The organism is Streptomyces tagetis (assembly GCF_018069565.1).
Taxonomy (GTDB): domain Bacteria; phylum Actinomycetota; class Actinomycetes; order Streptomycetales; family Streptomycetaceae; genus Streptomyces; species Streptomyces tagetis.
Genome location: NZ_JAGPNL010000003.1, coordinates 333,273 through 357,040, shown reverse-complemented (window position 1 = coordinate 357,040; position 23,768 = coordinate 333,273). Strand labels below are relative to the sequence as shown.

At 73.8% G+C, this 23,768-nt stretch carries 25 protein-coding genes; 15 read left to right on the top strand and 10 right to left on the bottom strand.

Going from position 1 to position 23,768, the window contains the following annotated elements; all coding sequences use genetic code 11:
• Window positions 1-14: 14 nt before the first annotated feature.
• The 5 genes from J5Y05_RS13680 to J5Y05_RS13660 form a co-directional block, all read right to left on the bottom strand.
• The gene (locus J5Y05_RS13680; RefSeq protein WP_210872023.1) at window positions 15-1,370 is read right to left on the bottom strand and encodes a purine-cytosine permease family protein; all 1,356 of its coding nucleotides are present in this window, start codon (window positions 1,368-1,370) and stop codon (window positions 15-17) included.
• Window positions 1,371-2,015: 645 nt separating this feature from the next.
• On the bottom strand, window positions 2,016-2,384 hold the full coding sequence (locus J5Y05_RS13675) for a DUF6479 family protein (protein ID WP_210872021.1): 369 nt from the start codon (window positions 2,382-2,384) through the stop codon (window positions 2,016-2,018).
• Between the two features lie 287 nt (window positions 2,385-2,671).
• On the bottom strand, window positions 2,672-2,959 hold the full coding sequence (locus J5Y05_RS13670) for a twin-arginine translocase TatA/TatE family subunit (protein ID WP_210872019.1): 288 nt from the start codon (window positions 2,957-2,959) through the stop codon (window positions 2,672-2,674).
• A gap of 172 nt (window positions 2,960-3,131) precedes the next feature.
• Complete coding sequence (locus tag J5Y05_RS13665; protein ID WP_210872017.1) at window positions 3,132-3,587, bottom strand: tellurite resistance TerB family protein; 456 nt, start codon at window positions 3,585-3,587, stop codon at window positions 3,132-3,134.
• Window positions 3,588-3,684: 97 nt separating this feature from the next.
• A complete protein-coding gene (locus tag J5Y05_RS13660) occupies window positions 3,685-4,683 on the bottom strand; it encodes a sporulation protein (protein ID WP_210872015.1) in 999 nt (332 codons plus the stop codon).
• Between the two features lie 408 nt (window positions 4,684-5,091).
• Here J5Y05_RS13660 and J5Y05_RS13655 point away from each other — a divergent pair, with 408 nt between their 5' ends.
• The 9 genes from J5Y05_RS13655 (at window position 5,092) to J5Y05_RS13615 (ending at window position 13,104) form a co-directional block, all read left to right on the top strand.
• A complete protein-coding gene (locus J5Y05_RS13655) occupies window positions 5,092-6,513 on the top strand; it encodes a hemolysin family protein (RefSeq protein ID WP_210872014.1) in 1,422 nt (473 codons plus the stop codon).
• Entirely contained in the window at window positions 6,510-7,532 is a 1,023-nt protein-coding gene (locus J5Y05_RS13650; RefSeq protein WP_210872012.1) for a hemolysin family protein, read from the top strand. The genes J5Y05_RS13655 and J5Y05_RS13650 overlap by 4 nt, the downstream gene beginning before the upstream one ends.
• A gap of 159 nt (window positions 7,533-7,691) precedes the next feature.
• Window positions 7,692-9,929, top strand: a complete 2,238-nt coding sequence (locus J5Y05_RS13645) for a TerD family protein (protein WP_210872760.1) — start codon at window positions 7,692-7,694, stop codon at window positions 9,927-9,929.
• Between the two features lie 159 nt (window positions 9,930-10,088).
• A complete protein-coding gene (locus J5Y05_RS13640; protein WP_210872010.1) occupies window positions 10,089-10,442 on the top strand; it encodes a MerR family transcriptional regulator in 354 nt (117 codons plus the stop codon).
• Between the two features lie 252 nt (window positions 10,443-10,694).
• On the top strand, window positions 10,695-10,898 hold the full coding sequence (locus tag J5Y05_RS13635) for a cold-shock protein (protein ID WP_030421025.1): 204 nt from the start codon (window positions 10,695-10,697) through the stop codon (window positions 10,896-10,898).
• Window positions 10,899-11,132: 234 nt separating this feature from the next.
• Window positions 11,133-11,513, top strand: coding sequence for a Tat pathway signal sequence domain protein (locus J5Y05_RS13630; protein ID WP_210872008.1), 381 nt, complete (start codon window positions 11,133-11,135; stop codon window positions 11,511-11,513).
• Window positions 11,510-12,181 carry a class F sortase gene (locus J5Y05_RS13625; RefSeq protein WP_210872006.1) on the top strand — a complete coding sequence of 224 codons (672 nt, stop codon included), beginning with the start codon at window positions 11,510-11,512 and terminating at the stop codon, window positions 12,179-12,181. Before J5Y05_RS13630 ends, J5Y05_RS13625 begins: the two co-directional genes overlap by 4 nt.
• Window positions 12,182-12,185: 4 nt before the next feature.
• Complete coding sequence (locus J5Y05_RS13620) at window positions 12,186-12,677, top strand: RNA polymerase sigma factor (RefSeq protein ID WP_210872004.1); 492 nt, start codon at window positions 12,186-12,188, stop codon at window positions 12,675-12,677.
• Window positions 12,661-13,104 carry a hypothetical protein gene (locus J5Y05_RS13615; protein WP_210872003.1) on the top strand — a complete coding sequence of 148 codons (444 nt, stop codon included), beginning with the start codon at window positions 12,661-12,663 and terminating at the stop codon, window positions 13,102-13,104. Before J5Y05_RS13620 ends, J5Y05_RS13615 begins: the two co-directional genes overlap by 17 nt.
• 22 nt (window positions 13,105-13,126) lie before the next feature.
• On the opposite strand, the gene J5Y05_RS13610 is transcribed toward J5Y05_RS13615, so the two are convergent.
• Complete coding sequence (locus tag J5Y05_RS13610) at window positions 13,127-13,393, bottom strand: GlsB/YeaQ/YmgE family stress response membrane protein (protein ID WP_210872001.1); 267 nt, start codon at window positions 13,391-13,393, stop codon at window positions 13,127-13,129.
• 139 nt (window positions 13,394-13,532) lie between these two features.
• Between J5Y05_RS13610 and J5Y05_RS13605 the strand changes: the two genes are divergently transcribed.
• The 5 genes from J5Y05_RS13605 to J5Y05_RS13585 all read left to right on the top strand — a co-directional run bounded on the left by J5Y05_RS13605 (window position 13,533) and on the right by J5Y05_RS13585 (window position 19,118).
• Window positions 13,533-13,961: a BlaI/MecI/CopY family transcriptional regulator gene (locus J5Y05_RS13605; RefSeq protein ID WP_247614627.1), complete on the top strand. Its 429-nt coding sequence runs from the start codon at window positions 13,533-13,535 to the stop codon at window positions 13,959-13,961.
• 6 nt (window positions 13,962-13,967) lie between these two features.
• Window positions 13,968-14,912, top strand: coding sequence for a M56 family metallopeptidase (locus J5Y05_RS13600; RefSeq protein WP_210871996.1), 945 nt, complete (start codon window positions 13,968-13,970; stop codon window positions 14,910-14,912).
• A gap of 279 nt (window positions 14,913-15,191) precedes the next feature.
• A complete protein-coding gene (locus J5Y05_RS13595) occupies window positions 15,192-16,574 on the top strand; it encodes an LCP family protein (RefSeq protein WP_210871995.1) in 1,383 nt (460 codons plus the stop codon).
• Between the two features lie 262 nt (window positions 16,575-16,836).
• A complete protein-coding gene (gene ctaD, locus J5Y05_RS13590) occupies window positions 16,837-18,546 on the top strand; it encodes an aa3-type cytochrome oxidase subunit I (RefSeq protein WP_372450493.1) in 1,710 nt (569 codons plus the stop codon).
• Window positions 18,543-19,118, top strand: a complete 576-nt coding sequence (locus tag J5Y05_RS13585) for a hypothetical protein (RefSeq protein WP_210871993.1) — start codon at window positions 18,543-18,545, stop codon at window positions 19,116-19,118. The genes ctaD and J5Y05_RS13585 overlap by 4 nt, the downstream gene beginning before the upstream one ends.
• Window positions 19,119-19,170: 52 nt before the next feature.
• Here the strand turns inward: J5Y05_RS13585 and J5Y05_RS13580 are convergent, their stop codons facing one another.
• The 4 genes from J5Y05_RS13580 to J5Y05_RS13565 form a co-directional block, all read right to left on the bottom strand.
• Window positions 19,171-19,347, bottom strand: a complete 177-nt coding sequence (locus J5Y05_RS13580) for a hypothetical protein (protein ID WP_210871991.1) — start codon at window positions 19,345-19,347, stop codon at window positions 19,171-19,173.
• A 105-nt stretch (window positions 19,348-19,452) separates the two neighbouring features.
• On the bottom strand, window positions 19,453-19,914 hold the full coding sequence (locus tag J5Y05_RS13575) for a DUF3592 domain-containing protein (RefSeq protein ID WP_307853898.1): 462 nt from the start codon (window positions 19,912-19,914) through the stop codon (window positions 19,453-19,455).
• A 718-nt stretch (window positions 19,915-20,632) separates the two neighbouring features.
• Window positions 20,633-21,676 carry an MBL fold metallo-hydrolase gene (locus tag J5Y05_RS13570; RefSeq protein WP_210871989.1) on the bottom strand — a complete coding sequence of 348 codons (1,044 nt, stop codon included), beginning with the start codon at window positions 21,674-21,676 and terminating at the stop codon, window positions 20,633-20,635.
• Between the two features lie 83 nt (window positions 21,677-21,759).
• Complete coding sequence (locus tag J5Y05_RS13565) at window positions 21,760-22,692, bottom strand: serine hydrolase (RefSeq protein WP_210871987.1); 933 nt, start codon at window positions 22,690-22,692, stop codon at window positions 21,760-21,762.
• 114 nt (window positions 22,693-22,806) lie between these two features.
• On the opposite strand from J5Y05_RS13565, the gene J5Y05_RS13560 reads away from it, so the two are divergent.
• Window positions 22,807-23,760, top strand: coding sequence for a LysR family transcriptional regulator (locus J5Y05_RS13560; RefSeq protein WP_307853897.1), 954 nt, complete (start codon window positions 22,807-22,809; stop codon window positions 23,758-23,760).
• The last annotated feature ends 8 nt before the right edge of the window (window positions 23,761-23,768 follow it).

Below are 23,768 nucleotides of genomic sequence, written 5' to 3'. Positions count from 1 at the left end.
TCTTTCGGTCGGCTTCACCCGGCCGACGCGCGGCGCCCGGCCGCCGTCGACGGGGTGGTGGGGGGCAGGTGGGTGGCGGACCGGCCGACGCCCCGGACGAGGCCCAGCCGGGCCAGGGCCAGGTAGAGGACCATTGCGACGACGACGGAGTTGACGGACGGCAGGCCCCATTCGACGAAGTGACCGATCAGGGAGGCGCAGGCCCACACCGCCAGGGCGGCGGGGACCCAGGTCGGCGCGGTGTCCGGGAGCGCGCCGCGCTCGCGGGAGGCGTCCAGCTCGGGGCGCCAGACCCGGCCGAGGAAGTACTCGGCGACCATGATGCCCGCGATGGGCGGGAAGACCACGCTGAGCAGCACCAGGAAATCGGTGAAACGGTCGAGGATGCCGACGGCGCCGAGCACGGAGCCCAGGATTCCGACGACGAGGGTGACCAGGGTGCGGTGGACGCGCCGGCCGAAGACCTGGTCGACGAAGTTGACGATGCCCAGCGAGGCGGCGTACAGGTTCCAGTCGTTGATCTTGAGGGTGGCGGCGATGATCACCAGGGTGCCGAGGAACCCGGAGGTCGAGGTGACGATGGCGACCACGTCGTTGGTGCGCAGCGCCAGCGCGAGCAGGACACCGATCAGGCCGATGACGTACTCGCCGAGGGATATGCCGACGACGGTCTGCTTGACCACGTCGCCGGAGGTGCGGTTGAAGCGGCTCATGTCCGGGGTGATCACGGCGCCGACGATGAATCCGCCGGCCACGATGGACGTGCCCTGGAGCAGGCTGAGCTGGGGCCCGGCCGGTGCCGCGTGGAGCAGGTCGCCGAGGTCGTGCCGGGAGAGTTCGCTGATGATGGACCAGCCGGCGAGGGCGAGGAACGCGGGCACGGCGATGTAGGCGGTCCAGGCCATGGAGCCGATGCCGAGCATCACGATGCCGGTGACGGTCAGGCCGAAGACCAGGGCCCACGCCCACAGCGGCAGGACGCCGATCAGGCTGACCAGGCCCTGGGCGGAGACGGCGTTCTGGATGCCGAACCAGCCGAGCGCCGAGACGCTGATGGCCAGGCCGATCAGGGAGGAGCCGGCCCGTCCGAAGCCGGTCCAGCGGGCCAGGACGGAGGTGGACAGCCCCTCGCGCTGTCCGGCGATGCCGGTGAAGATCGTGACGATCTCCAGGACGACCGCGCCGAAGGTGATGGCGAGGACCGCGTCCCAGAAGGTCATCCCGAAGCCGAGGGTGGCGCCGATCAGGAAGCTGGCGAGCGAGCTCAGCATCCCGAAGCGCTGTACGGCGATGGAGAACCAGTGGTGCCGCCGGCCGGTGGGCACCCGGCTCAGGGCGTAGTCGTCGTGCTGTTCAGCGGTGGATTCCATGGCGTCTCCCGGGCTGGGAACGGAACATTCCGCTGAAGGTAAGCGCCCGGATGACACGGGTCAGTGGGCACGAGGACCGGTCCGGGACGGGAAACTGTGCAGGCCGCACACCGGGCCCGGGGAGCTTCCCCCGGGGCGGTGGACCGTCGCCGGTCACCGCCCCGGGGGTCGCGTCACAGCACGCGCGGTGCCTCCCGGGCGAGGCCGGTGGTGGTTGCGCGGGGCGCCGCCGTCGGCGGCGGAGGACACCGTCAGGCCGCACCAGGCGCAGGTGAACGTGGCGGCGCGGGGGTCGTGCGGGTGGGACACCCGGGGGCTCCTTGCCGAGGAAGTCCGCGTGATGGCAAGAGCAGGCCGAGCGCCTCGGCGAGGGATCAGGGCGCCGCGAGGCGGCGTCCGGTCACCGTCCGCGGGGGACGGCGTCGAGGACCGGGCCGGTCAGGCGGTGCTGCGAGGCGCGCTCGGCGCGGGCCGGGGCGCAAAGCCTCTTCTCCCGGGTACGGAAGGCCCGGGGCAGGGGAACGAACGGAGCGGGGCGGCCGTAACACGGGGGCCGCGCGGGGGTCGACGGATTTGGCCGGGGGTACGTACTCCCCCTGCCCCGGGGCCGTTGCGCACCCGGGGTTCACCGGCGGTCGCCGAGGGTCACACGTGTCCCGGGCCGCCGCTGCCGAAGGCGCCGCTCGATCCGGGCAGCCAGCGGCGCCGGGTCTGGTCGGCGCCCCGTCGGCTCCCGGCGTGGTGGAGCTGGTACGGCATCAGCCGTGGGCTCCCGTCCGACGTCAGCGGGATCTCGTCGGGCTCCCGCATCTCGCGTTCCTCGCGGACGGCGCCGGTGGCGGGGAGCGTGGGCTGCTCGTCGGCGCGCGGCCGGGTCGGCTCCTGGTCCATGACCCGCATACCGATCCGCACGGCCAGGATCAACGCACCCACGATCACCAGGCCACCGACGAACGCCCCGGTCATCGCGAGCGCGTCGGGAGCGGCCTGAAGGACATACGTTGCCGTACTCATGTTCTGATTATGTACCCGAAACGGAGAGAAAGCTCCCGGTATGTCCGGATCGCCGATCCGCGCAGGTCGGAGGACCGGCGATCAGCCCACGGGCGGGTGGTCGGTCCACGGGCGGGTGGTCAGCCCACGGGCGGGCGGTCGGTCCACGGGCACGCGGGCGGTCAGGTCCGGTGGTCGGTCCACGGGCACGCGGCCGACCCCGGGTCCGGTGGTCGGTCCATGGGCGGGCGGGCGGTCCAGGGTTCGGCGGCCGGTCCACGGGCGCGCGGTGGGTCCGGGTGCGGTGGTCAGTCCCGGGAGGGCTCCGTGCCGGGCCGCCGCTCGTCCCGGTCGACGACCTCGCCCTGGATCACCCGGGGCGAGGCCGGGCCGTCCGGCGCCGGCTCGCGGGGCGCCTCCTCGGCCGGAGGCGGCGGCGCCGCAGCGGCGCCCTGCTCCTCCTTGAGCGCGCGCGCCTCCGACTTGAGGATGCGCGCCGACTTGCCCGCCGAGCGGGCCAGCTCGGGGAGCTTCTTGGCGGCGAGCACGGCTATGACGACGATGAGAATGATCGCGAGTTCGCTCAGTCCGAACACGACGCTGCTCCCCGGGTGGCATGCGGTCCGGACCCGCACCCGCGGGCCCGGACGGAATCTACGGCAGACAGGGGCCGGCGGTCGACCGGCCGAGGGCCGGAAAGGTCCCGTCGCGGGCCCGGCCGGAGCCCCGGCCGAAGGGCGGCGGCCGGGTGCCCGGTGGGAGGACGGCTCAGAGGTCGAACTCGTGCGGCGGCAGGTCGAGCGCGAAGCACGCCTCGCGCACCACGGCCCGCTCGGTCTGGTCGAAGTCGCCGTCGGCGCCGCCGATGACGATGCCGATCTGCACCACCGCGCGCGCCTCGGCGGGCTTCTTCTTCGCCTTGGCGATCTCCTGGAGGACACTGACCTTGCCGAAGTCGAAGTCGGCGGTCAGCTTGTCCAGGTAGCCCTCGAAGCGGCGGCGCAGGTCGTCGGCCGGGAAGTTCTGCAACACCTCGTTGCCGGCGATGAGCTGCGCCACCCGCCGGCGCTCCGCCGGGTCGACGGAGCCGTCGGCGGCGGCGACCAGCGCGCACATCGCCATGCTCGCGTCGCGGAAGGCGCCGCTCTTGAGGTCGTTCTTCTTCGCCACGAGCTGGTTCTGCATCTGCGATGCGGATTCCTTGAAACGATCCCAGAGGGCCATGCGAACTCCGTGAGGTCGAGAGGTGGTTCACCCCGGCGGGCGGATATCTACAGTTCTGTAGAAGTTATCAGGTCGGCCTTCCCGTCACGGGCGCCGCTCACTCCTCGTCACCGCCGTCGTCGCTCTCGTCGTCGCCCTCGAAGAAGTCGCCGACCTCGTCGATCACCTCGGCGGCCACCATCCCGCCCACGACGCCGACCGCGAGCCCGGCCGCGCCCGCCGCCACGGCGGTGCCGATGCCGGAGCGCCCGCCGTGTCCGCCGTGTCCGCCGTGGTGGCCGTGGCCCGCCTCGTGGCCGTAGACCGCGTGCGAGCCGTACGAGGCCCGGTGCTCGACGAGCCGGCGGACCCAGCCGTCGACCAGGGCGTTCCAGTCCTTCGGCGCGATGCCGTCGTGCGGGACCGTGAAGCGGCTGAGCGCGTCGTGCCCGTCGGAGAAGAGGCCGCCGCGCTTGTCCGCCTCCAGGACGACTTCCAGCCCGGCGGGCGTGGCGAGGAAGGTCAGCTCGATCTCGTTGACCTGGTGGGCGTACTGCGGCGCCGGGCTCAGCTCGATCTCCTGGTAGAAGGGGAGCTGCTGCCCCGTACCGCCGATCCGGCCGTACTCAAGGTCGGCCGAGCGGAAGCCGAAGCCCAGTTGGCCGAGGGCCTCCAGGATCGCCTCCTGGGCCGGCAGCGGCGCCACGGTCAGCGGGTCCAGGTCGCCCTTGTCACGGGCGCCGGCCACCGCCAGCTCGGTGCGCACCCCGAGCACGATGCCGAGCGGCTGCCCGTACAGCTCGGTCACCGGCGTCTCCCAGGGCAGCGCCAGCGTGAACGGCACCTCCCGGCGCTCCTCCGCCGCCAGCCGGAAGGCGCCGGCGATCACGTGCCGGTCGAAGGCGACCACGCCCTCGCTCTCCCCGCCCTCGTGCTCGGCCTCCACCCGCGCCACCAGTTCCAGCGTGACGTGCTCGATCTCGACGTCGGACGCCCCGCCGACCAGGTGGACCCGGCCCGACAGCGCGCCGCCCGGCCGGGCCGCGCCCGGATCGAGGACCGTGTCGACCGTGGGCCCGCCCACGCCGAGCGAACCGAGCAGCCGTTTGAACACCATCGCGGCGCTCACTCCTTCGTGTTCCCGAGTGCGTCCGTGCAGCGCGTACGGGGAACGTCGGCAGGTCACCGGCGGTTCCCGCGCAAGCGGGTAGAAGCATAGGGCGGGGAGATCCGCCGTCGGCGTGCTCCGGCGGGTGTCCGCCGCCGGGCGCGGTCCCCGGCCCCGGAAAGGCCGAAAACCGCCGTGGAGAAGTCGGGACGAAAGACCCGGACGCCTGCCTTTGCGCGTCCTTTACCATGGGGGGACCGTCCTCGGGCGGCCGGTCCCCCCGGCCCCCCGCCGACCTCGATAGGAGCCCCGTTCCGTAATGGAGCCTCCCAGTACCGGCCGCGACGCGGCCGGCCCGTCACCCGCACCGTCCACGTGCCCCCTGCGCACCGTGCGTGAGGGAAGCGGGGTGGCACGGTGACCGAGGTCCTGCTGCTCCTGCTGGCCCTCCTCCTCACACTCGCCTGCGCCGTCTTCGTCGCCGCCGAGTTCTCCCTGACCACCGTCGAGCGCGGTGACCTCGAACGCGCCGCCGAGTCCGGCGAGCGCGGCGCCGAGGGCGCCCTCAAGGCCGTCCGCGGGCTGACCCTCCAGCTCTCCGGCGCCCAGCTCGGCATCACCGTGACCTCCCTGGTCATCGGCATGCTCGCCGAACCGTCCCTGGCCGTGCTGCTGCGCGGACCGCTGACGGCGCTCGGCCTGGACGGCGCCGCGCCCACCGTCGCCACGGTGCTCGGCGTCGCCGTCTCCACCGTGGTGCTCATGGTCGTCGGCGAACTGGTCCCCAAGAACTGGGCGATCTCCCGCCCGCTGGCCGTCGCCAAGGTGGTCGCCGGCCCCCAGCGCGGCTTCACCGCCGCCTTCGGGCCCTTCATCCACCACCTCAACGACACGGCCAACCGCGTCGTGCGCCGCTTCGGCCTCGAACCGGCCGAGGAACTGGCCTCCGCCCGCAGCCCCGAGGAACTGGTCGCCCTCGCCCAGCACTCGGCCGCCCTCGGCGCGCTGGAGGCCGACTCCGCCGAACTCTTCGTCCGCACCCTGCACCTGGGCGAACTGACCGCGGAGAACGTCATGACCCCGCGCGTGGACGTCAAGGCCCTGGAGGCCCACGCCACCGCCGCCGACGCGGCCAACCTCAGCCACGCCACCGGCCGCTCCCGCTTCCCCGTCTACCGGGGCACGCTGGACGAGGTCATCGGCACCGTCCACATCCGCGACGTCCTGGCGCTGGAGCCCGAGCGGCGCGCGGCCACCCCCGTCACCGAGCTGGCCGCCCCGCCGCTGCTGGTGCCCGACAGCCTGCCCGCCGACCGGCTCCTGGAGCGGATGCGCGCGAGCCGCACCATGGCCGTCGTCATCGACGAGTACGGCGGCACCGCCGGCGTGGCGACCGTCGAGGACATCGTCGAGGAGGTCGTCGGCGAGGTCCGCGACGAGCACGACCCCGCCGAGACCCCCGACCTCATGCCCGTCCCCGCCGCCGGGAACGCGCCGCCGGCCTGGGTGGCCGACGGCTCGCTCCGCCTCGACCTGCTGGCCCGCACCGGCCTCACCGCGCCGGAGGGCCCGTACGAGACCGTGGCCGGGCTCGTCGCCACCCACCTCGCCCGCATCCCCGCCGTGGGCGACGTGGTCGAGCTGGACGGCTGGCGCCTGGAGGTCCTCGGCGTCGACCACCACCGCGCCCACCGGGTCCGGGTCACCGCGCCCGCCCCGGCCGCGTCCGGCGCCCCCGCGGTGCCGGACGGCGCCACCGGGCCGGCACCGGGTGGAGCCGCCGTGCCCGGTCCGCAGGCCGGCCCCGCCGCCCGCCGTGAGCCGGAGGCGGCCCGATGACCGCCGTCCAGCTCCTGATCGGCGCCCTGACGCTGGTGACCAACGCCTTCTTCGTGGGCGGCGAGTTCGCCCTGATATCCGTACGCCGCAGCCAGATCGAGCCGCGCGCCAAGGCAGGTGACAAACGGGCCCGCATGACCCTGTGGGGCCTGGAACACCTCTCCGCGATGATGGCCACCGCCCAGCTCGGCATCACCGTCTCCTCGCTGGTGCTCGGCGCCGTCGCGGAACCGGCCATCGCGCACCTGATGGAGCCGGTCTTCGCCGCCGTCCGCATGCCGCAGGGGCTGGTCCACCCGGTCGCCTTCGCCATCGCCCTGATCCTGGCGACCTACCTGCACATGCTGATCGGCGAGATGATCCCGAAGAACATCGCGCTGGCCGCCCCCGCGCCCACCGCGCTGCTCCTCGGCCCGCCGCTGGTCGCCCTCACCCGGGCGCTGCGGCCGGTCGTCTTCGGCATCAACGCCTTCGCCAACACCCTGCTCAAGCTGATGCGGGTGGAGCCGAAGAACGAGGTCGAGTCGGTCTTCACCGACCACCAGCTCGCCCGCATGGTCGTCGACGCCAGCGAGGCCGGACTGCTCAGCCCGGCCGACGGCGAACGCCTGCGCGACGCGCTGGAACTGGGCACCCGCCCGGTCGGCGAGATCCTCGTCCCCGTCCCCCGGATGCGCACCGCTCCGCACACCATCACCCCGGCCGGCCTGGAACGCCTGGCCGCCGAGGCGGGCTACTCCCGCTTTCCGGTCACCGGACCCGGCGGCACCGTCCTCGGCTACCTGCACGTCAAGGACACCCTGGGCCTGACCGACCGCGACCGTCCCTTCCCGCGCGCCGCGCTGCACCGCGTCACCCGGGTCGGCATCGACACCCCCCTCGACGACACCCTCACCGCCCTGCGCGCCGAGGACAGCCACCTCGCCGCCGTCACCGGCGAGAGCGGCGCCGTCCTGGGCTTCGTGACGATGGAGGACGTCCTGACCGAACTGGTCGGCCCCGCCCCGACGGCCCCCTGACCGGCCCCCTCCCCCGACCCGGCCCACCCGGGCGCCGGTACGCATTAGAGTGCCGCCGTGCGCAGCGTGTGCGACGCGTCACAGAGCGCCACACGACGGGCGGGCCGGGGGGCCCGACCCGTGCACGCGGAAAGGGATCTGGGGGGTTTCGTGCGCGAAATGGTCAAGGGCGCCAACGTCTCACTGGCGGCCCTGAGCGAGGACGTCGGCTCCGTGTTCGTGAGTCTGGGCTGGTCCAGCCCGACCGGCGAGGGCGACGCCGACGTCTCCGTCCTGCTGCTGGACGGACGCGGGAAGGTGCGCGGCGACGCCGACTTCCACTTCTACAACAACCCGGTGGCGGCCGACGGCAGCGTGCAGTTGCTCGGCAAGACACCCTGCGGTGAGGGCAGCGAGGACCGGATCGGCTTCGACCTGACGGCTGTGGCGCCCGGCGTCGAGCGGATCGTCGTCGCCGCGAGCCGCTACGAGGGCGCCGGCTTCGGGGAGCTGGACGACCTGCGGGTGACGCTGTCGGACGCCTCGGGGGACGCGCTGCTGCGGTTCTCGATCGAGGACGCGGGGGCGGTCAGCGCCGTCATCTTCGGCGAGCTGTACCGGCGCGGCGAGGAGTGGAAGTTCCGGGCCGTCGGCCAGGGGTACGACAACGGACTGGCCGGGCTGGCCACGGACTTCGGCGTGGACATCGACGACGACGCGGAGGCGGCGGAGGCGGCGGAGGCGGCGGAGGCGGCTGAAGCCGCTGAGGTTGCCGAGGTCGCTGAGGTTGCCGGGGCGGAAGAGGCGGGCGGGGCGGAAGGGGCCGGCGGGGCGGTCGAGGCCGTCGAAGCCGTCGAAGCCGTCGAGGCGATCCCATCCGGCGTCGAAACCGCTGGTGCCGCTGGTGCCGCCGATACTGCCGAGGCCACCGACACTCCCAGTGCCCCCGTGGCGCCCGCCCCGGCGGTCGAGCGGGTGGCCCCGCCGGAGGAGCCGGAGCCCGAGCCCGCCGCCGCGCCGCCCGCCGTGCCCGCCCCGCGGCAGGCCGGGGACGCCACGGAACCCGCCCGCGTCGCCGCCGCCCGGCCGCGTACCGCCAAGAAGAAGGTCACCCTGCCCAAGGCCCCCCGGAGGTCCCTCGCGGACAACGACTCCTGGCGGCGGGCCCGGCTCTTCCCCGTCTCCGTACTCAAGAGCGACCGGGACCGCGAGACGCGCGCCACCTCGGTGCTGCTGTCGGTGATGACGCAGGTGCCGGAGTTCGGGCGGCGGCTCACCGCCGGGTTCGGCTCCCCGGCCGGACGTATGGAGACCTTCACCGAGGTCTCGCTGCCCCACGGGGACACCCCGCGCCGCCCGGACGGCGTGATCCGCGTCGAGCGGGCCGGCAAGCTCTGGACCGCGCTGATGGAGACCAAGACCAACGGCAACCCGCTCAAGCCCGAGCAGGTGCAGGCGTACGCCGACATCGCCGCCCGGCGCGGCTACGAGGCCGTCATCACGCTCTCGAACGACGTCGCCCTGGAGGGCAGCCCCCTCGTCGACGTCAAGATCGACCGCCGGCGCAAGCACAAGGTGGCCCTCTGGCACCTGTCCTGGGCCGAGGTCGCCCACCAGGCGCAGATGCTCCTGCGCCACGAGGGCGTCGGCAACGCCGCGCACGCCTGGCTCCTCCAGGAACTGCTGCACTACCTCCAGCACGAGAACTCCGGCTGCCACGGCTTCCAGAACATGGGCGCCGCCTGGGTCCCCGTCCGCCGGGGCATCGACGAGGAGACCCTGAGCCAGGGCGACCCGCACCTGCTGGAGGTGGTCGAGAGCTGGGAACGGCTCATCCGGCAGGTCTGCCTCGGCCTCGGCGGCGAACTCGGCCAGCGGGTGCTCCCCGTGCGGCGGGCCCAGCGCGGCGCCGATCCCGGGGCCCGCCGGGCGCGGATGGCGGACCGGCTGTGCACCGAGGGCCGGCTCCACGCCGAACTGCGCATCGAGGGAACCCCCGGCGTGCTCGGGATCACCGCCGATCTGCGCACCGGCCGGCTGCGGACCTCCGTCGACGTCCCGGCGCCCGACCAGGGCTACCCGCTGACCTGGGCGAAGCGGCTGGTCAAGCGGCTGGCCGAGGCCCCCGCCGACCTGCACGTCGAGACGCTGGTCGACGGCGACGCGGGCGGTCCGCGCGGCACCCTGGAGCGGCTGCGTCCCGAGCCCGGGGACATGCTGCCGAAGAACGGCGACCGGATCACCGGCTTCCGCCTCTCCCTCTTCAAGGGGATGGGCAACGCCCGGGGCAAGGCCGAGACCGGGTTCATCCGCAGCGTCGACGACGCCGTGCACCGCTTCCACGGCTCGGTGGTGAGCGCGCTGGAGCGTCCGGCCCCCCGGCGGGCCGTGCCCGAGGCCGCGTCGGCCGCGGGCTGAGCGGACGCGTCCGGGCCGTCTTCCGTGGGGGAGGCGGCCGGACGGGTGGAACTGTGTTCGCCGGGACAGGTATGCCGAGGGCGCGACTAGAATTCTGGTGCGGGGGAGGAGGATTCCCTGCGGCGGGCCGTGTCCCCAGCGGTCCGCGGGAAGGTATGCATGACCCCGGAGAGCAGGCCGGACGCCGAAGGTCGGCCGCAGGCCGCCGACCGGCTCGACGACGACGATTACCCGGCGTACACGATGGGCCGGGCCGCCGAACTGATCGGTGCCACGCCCGGATTCCTCCGTGCCCTCGGTGAGGCGCGGCTGATCACTCCGATGCGGTCGGACGGCGGTCACCGCCGTTATTCGCGGCGCCAGTTGCGCCGCGCCGCCCGTGCCAGGGAGCTGGTCGACCAGGGCACGCCGGTCGAGGTCGCCTGCCGCATCGTCGGGCTGGAGGACGAGCTGGACGCGGCCCTGCGCGCCAACGAGGAGCTGCGCGCGGCGGCCGGTCCGAACGGCGGGTGAATATCTGTCCCCGACAGGACAGATATTCCCCGACGGCCGGAGAGTCATTTCGACGGCATTCACCAAGTGTTATTCCGGGCGATTATTTTCCCGCCCGCCGGTTGAAATGCGTGGGCTTCGACGGTGTTATGGTCGTCGGTAGTTGCAGTTGTGGTTGCCGTATGCGTTACCGGGTTTCCGGGCGGGTGATCATCGCAGCGATGGGAAGATCCGCACAGTGCGGGTCTCCAGCACTGCCTAGGAGTTAATGACATGGCCACCGGTACCGTGAAGTGGTTCAACGCCGAAAAGGGCTTCGGTTTCATCGAGCAGGACGGCGGCGGCGCCGACGTCTTCGCTCACTACTCGAACATCGCCACCCAGGGCTACCGCGAGCTCCAGGAGGGCCAGCGGGTGAACTTCGACGTCACGCAGGGCCAGAAGGGCCCGCAGGCGGAGAACATCACCCCCGCGTAACGCACGGGTGAATCGCGACGAAGGGCCCGCACCGCACGGTGCGGGCCCTTCGTGCGTCCCGGGCCCGGCCGCGGCCCCATGACCGCTTCCCGCCGAGGCGCCCACCCCGGCCCCCGGCGGAGCTTTACCGTCTCTTTGCAACCCGGCCCGTTCGCCGGTCGTCTCTCCGCTCGATTCCGTGGACCCGTCCGGCCGTCGTGGCCGGGCGGATCGACCCCGAGAGAGAGCGATCCGATGCGCCGAACCCTGCTGTCCGCCGCCGCCCTCGCGTGCGCCGCCGTCATGGCCGCCACCGCCCCCGCCCTCGCCGACGACACGGTCCCCGGCCAGGCCCCCTCGCCCACCCTGGCCCCGGCCACCCCCGCCGAGCCCACGCCGGTGCCGTCCGTCAGTTCCCCGGACGCGGCCGAGGCGCCCGCCGAGGACGCCGAGCTCTCCGCCGTGCCCGAGGACGCCCAGGTCTCCGCCGTCCCCGAGGGCGCCCCCGACACCGGTGCCGTGGCGCGGGACGCCTCCGGGCCCAGCGCGGGCGCCGCCGGTGTGGGTGCCGCCGCGCTCCTCGCGGCCGGCGCCTCCGTCTACGTCGTACGGCGCCGGCGGGCGACCGGCGCGTGACCCCGTTCTCCGGGCGGGCCCTCGCCGCCCTCGCCCTGGCCTCGCTGCTCGCCGGCTGCGCCGGTTCCGGCGCACCCGCGTCCCCGGCCGCGCCCGGCGCCCGTACGGCGGCGCCGTCGGTGACGGCCGCGGGGCCCCCGGCACGGCCGCTCGCGCGGTCCGAGCCGGTCGGCCTGAGCATCCCGGCGATCGGCGTCGACACCCCCGTGACCCGGCTCGGGCTCAACCCGGACGGCACGGTGGAGGTCCCGCCGCTCACCGCGCACGACCCGGCCGGCTGGTACCGGCACTCGCCGACCCCCGGCCAGAGGGGGCCCTCGGTCCTCCTCGGCCACGTCACCGTCGGCACCCACGGCGACGGCGTCTTCCGCCGGCTGGACCGGCTGCGCCCCGGCGACCGGGTCCTGGCCCGCCTGGAGAACGGCACCACCGCCCCCTTCGCCGTCACGGAGGTCCGTACGGTCCCCAAGTCCCGGTTCCCGACCGACGACGTCTACGGCGACGTCGACCGCCCCGAACTGCGGCTCGTCACCTGCGGCGGCCCCCGTTCCGGCACCGGCTACCGCGACAACGTGATCGTCTTCGCCGTGCTCACGGCCCCGGACGGCGCCTCCGGCCCGCCCCACCGCACGGCCGGCGTCCCCGACGACGACCCCGAAGAGCGCTGAGACGGTGAAACGGTCCCGTGCCACGGAGGCGTCCGAGCTGTTCGGCGTGCTCTACCCGCGCCTGGCCGGCTGGTGCCGCAGGCTGGTCGACGACGACGAGACGGCCCACGAGATCGCCTCCGAGGCGTTCACCCGGCTCTGGGCGCGCTGGACGTCCGTGGAGGAGCCCCGCGGTTTCCTCTACGTCACCGCCGCCAACCTCGTCCGCGACCACTGGCGCAAGCTGGAGCGCGAGCGCCGGGCCGTCCGCCGGGTCACCGTGGAGGCGGCCGTGCGCCCGCACACCGAACAGGCCGACCCGTCGGTGCGGCTCCTCGTGCAGTCGCTGCCCGAGCGGCTGCGCGTGCCGATCCTCCTCCACTACTACGCTGACATGCCGATCCGGGAGGTGTCCGCGCTGACCGGGCGCAAGGAAGGGACCGTCAAGGCCGACCTCCACGCGGCCCGCGAACTGCTCCGCGTCCACCTGAGGAGGAGCCTTGACCACACGCTGTGACGACGACCCGGAGTTCGGCCCCGACGATCCGCTGCTGGTGGTCCTGCGCCCCGGCGGCGACCGGCTGAGCCCGTCCCCCGGGCGTTACGAGGCGGTCCGCCGGGCCGCCGCCCGCCGGCGGCTGTTCCGTACCGCCGCCGGGGCCGCCGTGGCCTGCGCCGCCGCCGTCCTCGTCGCGCTGCCGCTGCACCGGTCCGTCGAATCGCCGGCCACCCGGCCGGTGGTGCCGCTGGCGCCACCGCCCGCCACCGGCCCGGCCGACCCGTCCCCCTCCCCGTCCGACCTCATCGTGGCGCCGTCCGAAGCGGACCCCCGTCCCACCCCCTCCCTCTCCGCCTCCCAGGCCCCCACCCCCTTCCCGGGCCTCCCCGTGCCCGCCGCCACCGAGCCCGCCACCGAGTCCCTCGGCCCCCGGCCGGAACGGTGACGGCGCGCGCCGGTCGGCCGCCTCACTCCCGCGAGCTGCCGAACAGCAGGCGGTAGCCGATCAGCAGCACCAGGGCGCCGACGACGGCCGATCCCCAGGTCGCCGCGTCGAAGAACTCCCGCTGCACCGGCCGCCCCAGGAACCGCGCCGACAGCCAGCCGCCCAGGAAGGCGCCCGCGATCCCGATGAACGTGGTCCCGATGCAGCCGCCGGGGTCCCGTCCGGGCAGGATCAGCTTGGCGATCCCTCCGGCGAGCAGTCCCAGTACCAGCCAGGCGATGACACCCATCTCTTCCGTACTCCTCTCACGATGTCCTGTCTCCCATGACGTGCTCGGGAAGCCTGGCTTCTACACTTGTGTAGAAGATGTGGCCGGGACCGGCCGCGGGCCTGACGGCGGGCGGGGAGGGGAACCGGGCGTCTATACGATGTCCGCCCGGAGTGCGGGCGGTGGCGGAAGGAGGCTCGGCGTGACGGATCACCCGCGTCCGCGGCGGCGCGGCCAGGGCGAGCTGGAGGCACTGGTACTGGCGGCGCTGCGCGAGGCGCAGGCCCCGGAGACCGCCGGCGGCGTGCAGGAACGCCTCGGCGGCGATCTGGCGTACACCACGGTGATCACGATCCTGACGCGGCTGCTGGAGAAGGGCGCGGTCAGCCGGGAGCGTGCCGGCCGGTCGTTCACCTGGACGGCGGCGGCGGACCAGGCGGGCCTGGCCGCGCGGAAGATGCGCAAGGTCCTGGACGCCGAGAGCGACCGGGAAGCGGTGCTGGCCAGCTTCGTCACCGGCCTCGGGCCGGCCGACGAACGGCTGTTGCGGGAGCTCCTGGGGCAGGCGCACGGCCCGGGGGACGACTGACGCCTCATGGGGGTCTTCGTCTTCCTGCCCCTGGTGCTGCCGCTGACCGCGTGGCCGATCGCCCGGCTGGCCGAGCAGCACCTGCACCCGCGCACCGCGACCCGACTGCTGACCGGCGTCGCCGCCGTGATGGCGCTGTGCAGCACGGTCTCCCTCGCGCTGGTGATGGTGGTCGGCACCGCCCAGCTCCCGGGCAACCCGCTGCCCGACGGCTGGTCCGACCCGCAGGTGCGCGAGGCGGTGCCGTACGACGAGGTGGCGGGCAAGGCGGCGATACCCGCGCTCTGCGCGGTGCTGGTGGCGTGCGTCCGGGCGCTGTGGCGGCACGGGCGGGTACGGCGCCGGGCCCAGCGCGCGCTGGCCGGGCTGCCGGACACCTCCGTGGCCGTGCTGCCCGACCGGGTGCCGTACGCGTACGCGCTGCCCGGCGGGCGGCGGGACCGGGTGGTGGTGACCACCGCCCTGCTGGAGCGGCTGGAGTCCGCCGAGCGGCGGGCGCTCTTCGCGCACGAGCGGGCCCATCTCACCGCCCGGCACCACCGGTTCCTGCTGACCGTGCGGCTCGCGGCGCTGGCCAACCCGTTCCTGCGCCCGCTGCGCACGGCGGTGGCGTACACGGCGGAGCGGTGGGCCGACGAGGAGGCGGCGCGGGAGGTGGGCAGCCGCCGGGTGGTGGCCCGCGCGATCGGCAAGGCGGCCCTGGTCTCGCGGGGTACCCCGGTGCCGACGCTGGCCGGGCTGGCGGGTCCGGGGCCGGTCCCGCGCCGGGTGGCGGCGCTGCTCGGCCCGGCTCCGGCGGCGCGTGCCTGGCCCTCGGTGTTCCGGTCGGTGTTCACGTCGGTGGGGCTGGCGGCGTGGGCGGCGGCGGCGGGGACGGCGGTGTCGGCGATGTCGTCGGCGAACTCGGCGGTGACGATGTTCTTCGTGCTCCAGGCGGCGGCGCCGCTGTGACGCGGCGGGGGGCCGGGGCCGCGGGGGCCTGCACCCGCGGGGGGTCTGAGCCTGCCGGGGCGGCCTTTGGTGACCGTCGGTAACCGGCGAGCCCGGCGGAGGGCGGCGGAGGGCGGGCCCGCCCTTCTGCCCCCGCTGGTCCTTCCGTACACCTTCACCCTCGGCAACCCCTCCACCCCCGTTCTACATGACTGTAGAGTTCGCTTGTTCGTCGGAAAGAGCGTCGGACGCCCGTACGTGAAGCGGGCTGGGACCGGCCGGACAGAGGGACGTACCTCAGTGAGCGGTAGCGGAAGGCGGCGGCGCGCTGCCACGGGAGACGGACCGGCCCGGCTGACCAAGCGGGGCAGATACCTGCTGTGGGGCGCGGGCGTGTGCTCCGCACTGGTCCTCGGCGTCGCCGGGGTCGGGGCCTGGGTCTACAACGACCTGAACGACAACATCCACTCCGCCGACCTCGACGACAAGCTCGGCGGGAACCGTCCCGTCAACCTCAGCCCCGGCTCGAAGAACATCCTCGTCGTCGGCTCCGACAGCCGCGACGGCGACAACGCCAAGTACGGCAAGGGCCTGACCACCATGCAGTCCGACACGCTGATGGTGCTGCACATCCCGGCCGACCGGAAGTGGGCCGCCGTCGTCTCCCTGCCCCGCGACTCCTGGGTGCGCATACCCAGTTGCGACAAGGGCGACGGCAGCACCTCCGACCCGCACCACTTCAAGATCAACGAGTCGTTCGCCATCGGCGGCAGCGCCGGTGAGGTCGCCGGGGCCGCCGCCTGCACCATCAAGACCGTCGAGACCAACACCGGCCTGCGCATCGACCACTTCGTCTCCGTCGACTTCCAGGGCTTCAAGGGCATGGTCAACGCCCTGGACGGCATCGAGATCTGCCCCGAGAAGGCCATCCACGACGAGAAGGCCCACCTCGACCTGGAGGCCGGCTGCCAGACCGTCCGCGACGAGAAGGCCCTCGGCTACGTCCGCGCCCGCTACGGCGTCGGCGACGGCTCCGACGTCGGACGCATCGGCCGCCAGCAGGAGTTCATGCAGGCCCTCGCCGACAAGGCCCGCTCCAAGCTGACCAGCCCGAGCGCCCTCTACGGCTTCCTCCAGTCCGCCACCAAGTCCCTCACCACCGACGAGGCCCTGGCCGGCATCAAGCCCCTCTCCGGCCTCGCCTCCGAGCTGAAGGACATCCCCGGCGACCGGCTGACCTTCCTCACCGTGCCCAACTACCCGCGCGAGGCGGACGTGCCGGGCGACAAGGCCAACGTCGTCTGGCAGTACCCGCAGGCCGGCGAGGTGTTCACGGCACTGGCCAAGGACGAGGAGATCGACAAGAAGCGGGTGGAGGCGGACGCGAAGGACCCCGTCTACGCCTCCCAGGTGCGCGTCCAGGTCCTCAACGGCACCGGTGTCCCGGGCAGGGCCGCCGCCGTGGCCGAGAAGCTGACCGCGGCCGGGATCGGTGTCGTCGGCACCGGCAACGCCGAGAAGACCGGCCGTACGACGGTCGCCTACCCGCCCGGCCTGGAGCGGCGGGCCGCGGTCCTCGCCGGCCGGCTGCCCGGTGTGCGGACCCAGCAGGACGCGGAGGCCACCGCGGGCGTGGTGACGCTCGTCGTCGGCACCGACCTCGCGGTGGACGACATCCGCTGAGAGTCCGCTCACCCGTCAAACCCCCGCACACCGCCGTGAAACGGCCGCCCCTTTCCGACGTCCCCGCCCACGAGGGACGTTGGGCCCCCGCGACCGGGACCCGGCAGGGACTGTTCGGCCCTGTCCGGCCCCCGTACCCCCGCACCGATCATGTGACAGCGGCCGGGAAGTGCCGCGTTCCCTCCCGGCCACGCGGCACTTCCCCGCCGTCCACGACACGGAGATCCGTGTGACGGACAGGATCGGAAGGAAGGCACCGTCGGTGGACGAGGGGCAGGGACGACAGAAGGAGGCCGCGGGGGCAACCTCCGCGGTCACCGTGGCCGATGAGGCGCCCGCGCCCGTACGAGGGGCCGCGCCCGGGGCCACGCGCGCGTCCTGGGTGGACTGGGTGACCACCACCGACCACAAGAAGATCGGCACGCTGTACCTGGTCAGCGCGTTCGTGTTCTTCGTCGTCGGCGGTGTGCTGGCGCTGGTGATGCGCGCGGAGCTGGCCCGTCCGGGCACGCAGATCATGTCGAACGAGCAGTTCAACCAGGCGTTCACGATGCACGGCTCGATCATGCTGCTGATGTTCGCCATGCCGCTGTTCACCGGGTTCGCCAACTGGATCATGCCGTTGCAGATCGGCGCCCCTGACGTGGCGTTCCCGCGGCTGAACATGCTCGCCTTCTGGCTGTTCCTGTTCGGTTCGACGATCGCCGCGGCCGGCTTCCTCACCCCGGGCGGGGCCGCCGACTTCGGCTGGTTCCTCTACGCGCCGCTCTCCGACTCGGTGCACTCGCCGGGCCTCGGCGCCGACCTGTGGATCATGGGCGTGGCGCTCTCCGGCTTCGGATCGATCGCCGGCGCGGTCAACTTCATCACCACGATCATCTGCATGCGGGCGCCCGGCCTGACCATGTTCCGCATGTCGATCTTCACCTGGAACGTGCTGCTGACCTCGCTGCTGGTCCTGCTGGTCTTCCCGGTCCTGGCGGCGTCCCTGTTCGCGCTGGAGTGCGACCGCAAGTTCGGCAGCCACGTCTTCGACGCGGCGAACGGCGGCGCGCTGCTGTGGCAGCACCTGTTCTGGTTCTTCGGCCATCCGGAGGTCTACATCCTCGCGCTGCCGTTCTTCGGCATCGTCTCCGAGGTGATCCCGGTCTTCTCCCGCAAGCCGATGTTCGGCTACATGGGCCTGATCGGCGCGACGATCTCCATCGCGGGTCTGTCGGTGACCGTCTGGGCGCACCACATGTACACCACGGGCGGGGTGTTGCTGCCCTTCTTCGCCTTCATGACGTTCCTCATCGCGGTGCCGACGGGAGTGAAGTTCTTCAACTGGATCGGCACCATGTGGCGGGGCAGCCTCTCCTTCGAGACACCCATGCTGTGGACGACGGGCTTCCTGATCACCTTCGTCTTCGGCGGTCTGACCGGCGTGATCCTGGCCTCGCCGCCGATGGACTTCCACCTCTCCGACTCGTACTTCGTCGTCGCGCACTTCCACTACACGGTCTTCGGCACCGTCGTGTACGCCATGTTCGCCGGATTCCACTTCTGGTGGCCGAAGTTCACCGGCAAGATGCTCGACGAACGGCTCGGGAAGATCACCTTCTGGACGCTCACGGCCGGCTTCCACCTGACCTTCCTCGTCCAGCACTGGCTGGGCACCGAGGGCATGCCCCGCCGGTACGCCGACTACCTGGCCGCCGACGGCTTCACGGCGCTCAACACCCTGTCCTCGATAGGGTCGTTCCTGCTGGGCCTGTCGATCCTGCCGTTCTTCTACAACGTCTGGAAGACCGCCAAGTACGGCAAGCCCGTCGAGGTCGACGACCCGTGGGGATACGGCCGTTCGCTGGAGTGGGCGACCTCCTGCCCGCCGCCGCGGCACAACTTCACCTCCCTGCCCCGCATACGCTCCGAGTCCCCCGCCTTCGACCTGCACCACCCGGAGATCGCCGCCATCGAGGCGGTGAAGTGACCGTGTCCCACCCCGTCCTCGCCCTCGGCACCGCCGTGGTGACCGCCTCCGGCTGCGTCTGGTACGTCCCCGCCCTCGCCGACCTGCGCGCCGGGACCGACCGTCCCGTCCCGGCGCGCAGTGCGGCGGCGGCCTGCCTCAGCGGCTGGAGCACGGCCGCGGCGCTCGCCCTGCTGTTCCTGGTCGCCGACGGCTGGTGGACACCCGGGGCGGTGGCCGGGGCGGGCGCGGCGCTGACGGCGGGCCTCGCGGCGCGGGCGGCGGTGCACCGTCGGCGCGGGGCGCGCGAAACGGCCCTCACCTGGGCCCAGTTGGGCCGGCCCCGTCCCCAGGCCGGCCCGGCGGGTGGGCGGGGGAGTGTCGCGGCGGTCCTGGCCGCCGGGCTGGCCGCCGCCGCGGCCGTGGCGGTCCTGCTGACCGCCTCCGCCCCGTCCGGCACCCCGCCCTGGCTGGCGGCCACCGCTCCGCTCGCGGTGGTCGCCCTCGCCCTCGCCCTGGCCTACGCCGTCCGTACGGTGCGGCCGGGGCGGGGGCGCCGAGGGGGGCCGGTCGGGGCTTCCCGGCGAGGGTGACGTGAGGTGACCCCGGGGGCGACCGGCTCCCGCCGAAGGGGAGGCCGGTGGCTCAGCGCCGTCCGTCGAGGCGGACGAAGTACCGTACGACGAGCAGCACACCGAGCAGGCCCAGTGCGAAGAGGCCGAGGACGGCCCAGACGCCCTCCCCGTCCACCGCGCCGCGCAGCCCGCCCGCGAGCCCTCCGACGGCCATGAAGAACCCGAGGACGGCCGTCCGCGAACTCACCGGTCTCATCCGGCACCCCACGCCGTTCCGCCGGTGACCGGCCGGGCACCGCCGGGAGCGGGTACGGACGACGCCGGGCCGCTCTCGGCGGATACGGCGCCCGCGCTACTCACCGGCATGCGGCTCGTCCGGCGACGTCGCCGGGCCGTCCGCCGGGTCCGGGCGGCCCTGCCGGAGCAGGGAGATCCCCGCCAGGACGGACACGGCCAGGAAGAGCAGGGCGCCGCCGGCCGACATGACCGCCCCGACGGCCGCTCCGCCACCGCCGACGTCCCCGTCCAGGGCGACCACCTGAGGATCGTCCGCCCGGTACCGGACGGGCAGCCGCGTGCCGACGGACGACTTGCCGGCGCCGCTGCCGACCGGCAGGTCCGCCACGACGGTCCGCCCGGCCGCCTCGAACTCGACCTGGCAGTTGCCCGCCATGCACCCGCCCTGCCGGACAAGCGTCGCCTCGACCCGCTCACCGCCCCGCAGGGACCGCAGGTGCTGGGCGGCCGGAAACAGCACCAGCAGCGACAACGCCCCCAGGAGCAACGCGACCACCAGGGACCCGACCAGAGCCACCCGCGGCGCGTGGACAGGCGTGGCGGCCGGGACCCGCCCCCGAGCATCGAAGGACCCGGCGCTCGCTATACCGTCCAGTGCCCTGACCATCCGTTCTGGTGGAGCCGCCGTGGAGTCCTCACCTCACGGGACGGACCGCACGGACACGGAGCGGTGCGGCACGGACCCGCCCCCGATTCTCCGCGCCCCCGCCCTGGTCTGTCCACCCGGCGCGGGGCGAGGGCCGACGGCTCGGCAGTACCCAGTCCCGCTGAGGGCGACCAGTTGGGATTCAGGGAGGCCGGCCGACAATCCATGGTGGCCGGGGGTCACCCTGGACGCTCGTCAGGCGTGGCGGGAGGCTCATGCAACAGGGCACAACCGAGTAGGCAGGGGCCCGGATCACGGTTCTACTGTCTTCGGCGAGGGCCCCGACACCAACGGCGACAACTGCCCCACTGTGTGGGCGGATGACCGCACGGCCGACCTGGCGCGTCGGGCTGGAAGGCGACGACGAGACGCATCCCGGCGCGCGTTGGGGAAGAGAGCGAGTGCCACGCGTGCCTGCTCGCGGCCGTCATCACCGGTGACGTCACAGGGCTGGGGGCATGGCTGGACGAACGGCCCCGTCCGGGCGTGATCCTCGCGCGGACGGACGAGGAGGAGCCCGAGTGGCGACGCGAGGCGTCGGCCCCCGTTCGGCGCTTCGCCGTTGGGCCCGGGGCCGCCCCGTCCCTGTTCAGTCCGTCGTCGGGTGCAGGGTGGCGTCGTAGACCGTCCGGTAGTCCGGGACGACGATCCGGGTCGCGGGGGACGTCCTGCCGGCCTCGGTGAGGAAGGCGTCGAGGTCCATCGCCGGGTCGCGCGGGGGCGTACCGCTCAGCGGGACCTCGAAGTTGTCCCAGTGGACGGGGACGAGGACGCCGGGGTGGTCCAGTGCCTTCAGCAGGCGGGGCACGTAGCGGGGGGTGACGGTGCCGGCGGGGACGGCGACCATGGCGAGGTCGGGGCGCAGGCCGCGTACCGCCCGTTCGTCGAAGTCACTGGCCCCCATGAGGAAGGCCGACGGGCCGTCGGTCCCGACGGTCACCTGGAAGGCGAGCGTGTCGCCCTCGGGCAGGTCGGCGATGGTGCTCGGGGCGGTCGCGGGCGGGGCGTGCAGGGTGCCCGGGGCGAAGTAGGAGTACGCCTTGTTGCGGCTGTGCAGGCTCGGTACGGCCTCGACGGTGATCCCGCCGAAGTCCATCACCTCGCCGCCCTTCACCACGGAGATCCGGTCCGGGTCGACGCCCAGGGCCACCAGCAGGTGGTACGTGGTCTCCGTGCCGACGACGCGGGCGCCGGTGGTCTTGGCGATGTGGGGGACGTCGGCGAGGTGGTCCCAGTGGGAGTGGCTGACCAGGACGAGTTCGGGGCGGCCGATGTGCGCGTCCACGGTCTCCGGCTTGCAGAGCAGCGGCGTCTTCGGGTCGAAGCCGCCGGTGAAGAGGCCCGTGGGGAAGCGGGTGAGGTACGGGTCGAAGAGGACGGTCCGGTCGCCCACGTCGATCCGCCAGCCGGCGGTGCCGAGCCAGCGGAACGACGCCGCGCCGGCGGCCGGGCCCCGCCCGCCCCTCCCGGCCGGGGCGGCGGGCGTGACGGTGGCGGGCGTGGCGGTGGCGGCCGAGGCCGCGATCAGCGGGGCGGTCGCGCCCAGCGCGGCACCGCGCAGCAGCATCCGGCGGCCGAGCCCGCGGCGGGAGGGGGCGTCCGGTCCGCCCGTGACGTGGGTGTCCTGAGTCATGGGAGGAGCAGACCAGGGCGTGAACACGCCTGTCCAAGACCGGAATCGGCCCCAGGTGATACGCGAACGCATATGTGCCCTGGTCAGCGGCGGTGGCCGCCGTCCCGCAGGTGGCCGACGGCGATGCCCGCGGCCCGGCCGATCGCGGCGTCCACCGTGGCGCGGGAGGCGGCGAGGTCGTGGGTGCGGGCGAAGACGGCGATCGCGTAGTGCGCTCCGTCGGGGTAGCGGGCGACGCCCGCCTCCATGTGCAGCCCCGGCAGGGTGCCGGTCTTGGCCGCGACCGCGACGTCATCCGGGAAGCCCGACACCAGCCGGTGCCGGAATACCTGACGAGCCATCAAGTCACGTACGAGGGCGCAGGCTTCGGGTGGGGCGGCGGTGTCGTTCCAGACGAGGCGGAGCAGGCGGGTGATGTCGCGGGGGGTGCTCGCCGTGGTGTGGCGGGGGTCCAGTACGGCGAGCCGCCGTTTGCGGTCGTCGGGCAGGGCGGGGTAGCGGACGGCGAACTCGGCCTCGTCGCGCGCCCCGACCTCCGCGAGCATCGACTCCAGCAGGTCGCGCGGGCCGCCCGTGATCCGGGTCCGCTCCAGCCCGAGGCTCGCGGCGAGCAGCCGTACGGTGTCCAGGCCGACGCGGTCCAGCAGCAGGTCGGCGGCGGTGTTGTCGCTGACCGACAGGGCGAAGTGGGCCAGATCGCGCAGGGACAGTTCGACGTCGTCCAGGCAGCCGGCCGTGCCCCAGCCGCCGAGCCGGTCGGCCGCGGTCACCCGTACCCGCTCCCGTGGGTCGAGCTGGCCGGCGGCGGCCTGCCGGGCGAACTCCAGCACCAGCAGCACCTTGAAGATCGAGGCGATCACGACGGGGGTGTCGGCGCCCACGGCGACCTCCGGGCCGTCCTCCGGCTCCGCGCGTCTCTCGCCCTGCGCGTCGGCGGGCCCCTCGATGGGGAGGACGTGCACCTGTCCCTCGGCGCCCGCTCCGGTGAAGACCTGCCGGATGCGTTCCTCGGTCACTGTGAACTCCTTGCCGTCGATGGGCCGTTCCGTGGGTGCGTGGGTGCGTGGGTGCGTGGGTGCGTGGGTGCGTCGTGCTGGCCACCCGGAGGTGGTCCCCGTACGATCCCGGGCGTGGATCTCTTGCGCCACCTGCGTCTCTTCGTCACCGTCGCCGACGAGCTGCACTTCAGCCGGGCCGCCGAGCGACTGGGGATGGCGCAGCCGCCGCTCAGTCAGGCGATCCGGCGGCTGGAGCGGGACCTCGGCGCGGAGCTGTTCGACCGTTCGCAGCGCGGTGTCCGGCTGAGCGCCGCCGGGGCGGCCCTGCTGGAGGAGGCCCACGACCTCCTCGCCCGGGAGGAACGGCTGCGCGCGCTGGCCCGCCGCGCCGGTGACGGCGCGCTGGGCACCCTCCGCGCGGGCGTGCCGCCCGACACCACGGCCGCCGTGCTCTCCGCCCTGTTGGCCGCCTGTGCCGAGCATGCCCCCGGACTCACCGTCGACCTCCAGGAGGTCTCCACCGAGGAGCAGGTACGGCTGCTCGCCTCGGGCGGGCTGGACGCCGGGCTCGTCCACCACCCCGTCGACGCCACCGACCTGCGGCTGGGGCCCGAGGTCTCCCTCGACCTGGGCGTCGTCCTGCCGCGCACCTCGCCCCTGGCCCGGCTGCCGGAGGTGTCGCTCGGCGAGCTGTCCGGCCACGACCTGGTGCTCTTCCCGCGCGCCCACGCGCCCGGCTGGTACGACCGGGTCCTCGACGTGTGCCGTGCCGGGGGCTTCGTCCCCGGGCGGCTGCGGCACGCCTCCAACCCGGAGTTCCTGCTCGCGCTGGTGACGGCGGGGCACGGGGTCGCCTTCGACCAGGGTCCGGTGGCCCGCAAGGAACCCCGCGTTGCCTGGCGGCCGTTGGCCGGACGCCCGCTCACCCTGCGCATCAGCGGCGCCTGGCCCGCCGGACGGGGCGCCCACCCGGCCGCCCGCCGCTTCGCGGACCTCGCGGCCGACGTCCTCGCCCGCGACCACACGGCCACCCGCGCCCGCCCCCCGGAAGGCACCCCGCGCCCGTGGTCGGTGGTCTACGGCTGACCCGGACG

What these genes read in the sequence shown, in the direction of transcription:
- J5Y05_RS13650 (WP_210872012.1), top strand. Translation starts at nt 6,510, where the DNA reads ATGACCGCCGTCCAGCTCCTGATCGGCGCCCTGACGCTGGTGACCAAC.
- J5Y05_RS13635 (WP_030421025.1), top strand. Translation starts at nt 10,695, where the DNA reads ATGGCCACCGGTACCGTGAAGTGGTTCAACGCCGAAAAGGGCTTCGGT.
- J5Y05_RS13645 (WP_210872760.1), top strand. Translation starts at nt 7,692, where the DNA reads ATGGTCAAGGGCGCCAACGTCTCACTGGCGGCCCTGAGCGAGGACGTC.
- J5Y05_RS13665 (WP_210872017.1), bottom strand. Translation starts at nt 3,587, where the DNA reads ATGGCCCTCTGGGATCGTTTCAAGGAATCCGCATCGCAGATGCAGAAC.
- J5Y05_RS13675 (WP_210872021.1), bottom strand. Translation starts at nt 2,384, where the DNA reads ATGAGTACGGCAACGTATGTCCTTCAGGCCGCTCCCGACGCGCTCGCG.
- J5Y05_RS13600 (WP_210871996.1), top strand. Translation starts at nt 13,968, where the DNA reads ATGGGGGTCTTCGTCTTCCTGCCCCTGGTGCTGCCGCTGACCGCGTGG.
- J5Y05_RS13570 (WP_210871989.1), bottom strand. Translation starts at nt 21,676, where the DNA reads ATGACTCAGGACACCCACGTCACGGGCGGACCGGACGCCCCCTCCCGC.
- J5Y05_RS13610 (WP_210872001.1), bottom strand. Translation starts at nt 13,393, where the DNA reads ATGGGTGTCATCGCCTGGCTGGTACTGGGACTGCTCGCCGGAGGGATC.
- J5Y05_RS13605 (WP_247614627.1), top strand. Translation starts at nt 13,533, where the DNA reads ATGTCCGCCCGGAGTGCGGGCGGTGGCGGAAGGAGGCTCGGCGTGACG.
- J5Y05_RS13660 (WP_210872015.1), bottom strand. Translation starts at nt 4,683, where the DNA reads ATGGTGTTCAAACGGCTGCTCGGTTCGCTCGGCGTGGGCGGGCCCACG.
- J5Y05_RS13640 (WP_210872010.1), top strand. Translation starts at nt 10,089, where the DNA reads ATGACCCCGGAGAGCAGGCCGGACGCCGAAGGTCGGCCGCAGGCCGCC.
- J5Y05_RS13630 (WP_210872008.1), top strand. Translation starts at nt 11,133, where the DNA reads ATGCGCCGAACCCTGCTGTCCGCCGCCGCCCTCGCGTGCGCCGCCGTC.
- J5Y05_RS13680 (WP_210872023.1), bottom strand. Translation starts at nt 1,370, where the DNA reads ATGGAATCCACCGCTGAACAGCACGACGACTACGCCCTGAGCCGGGTG.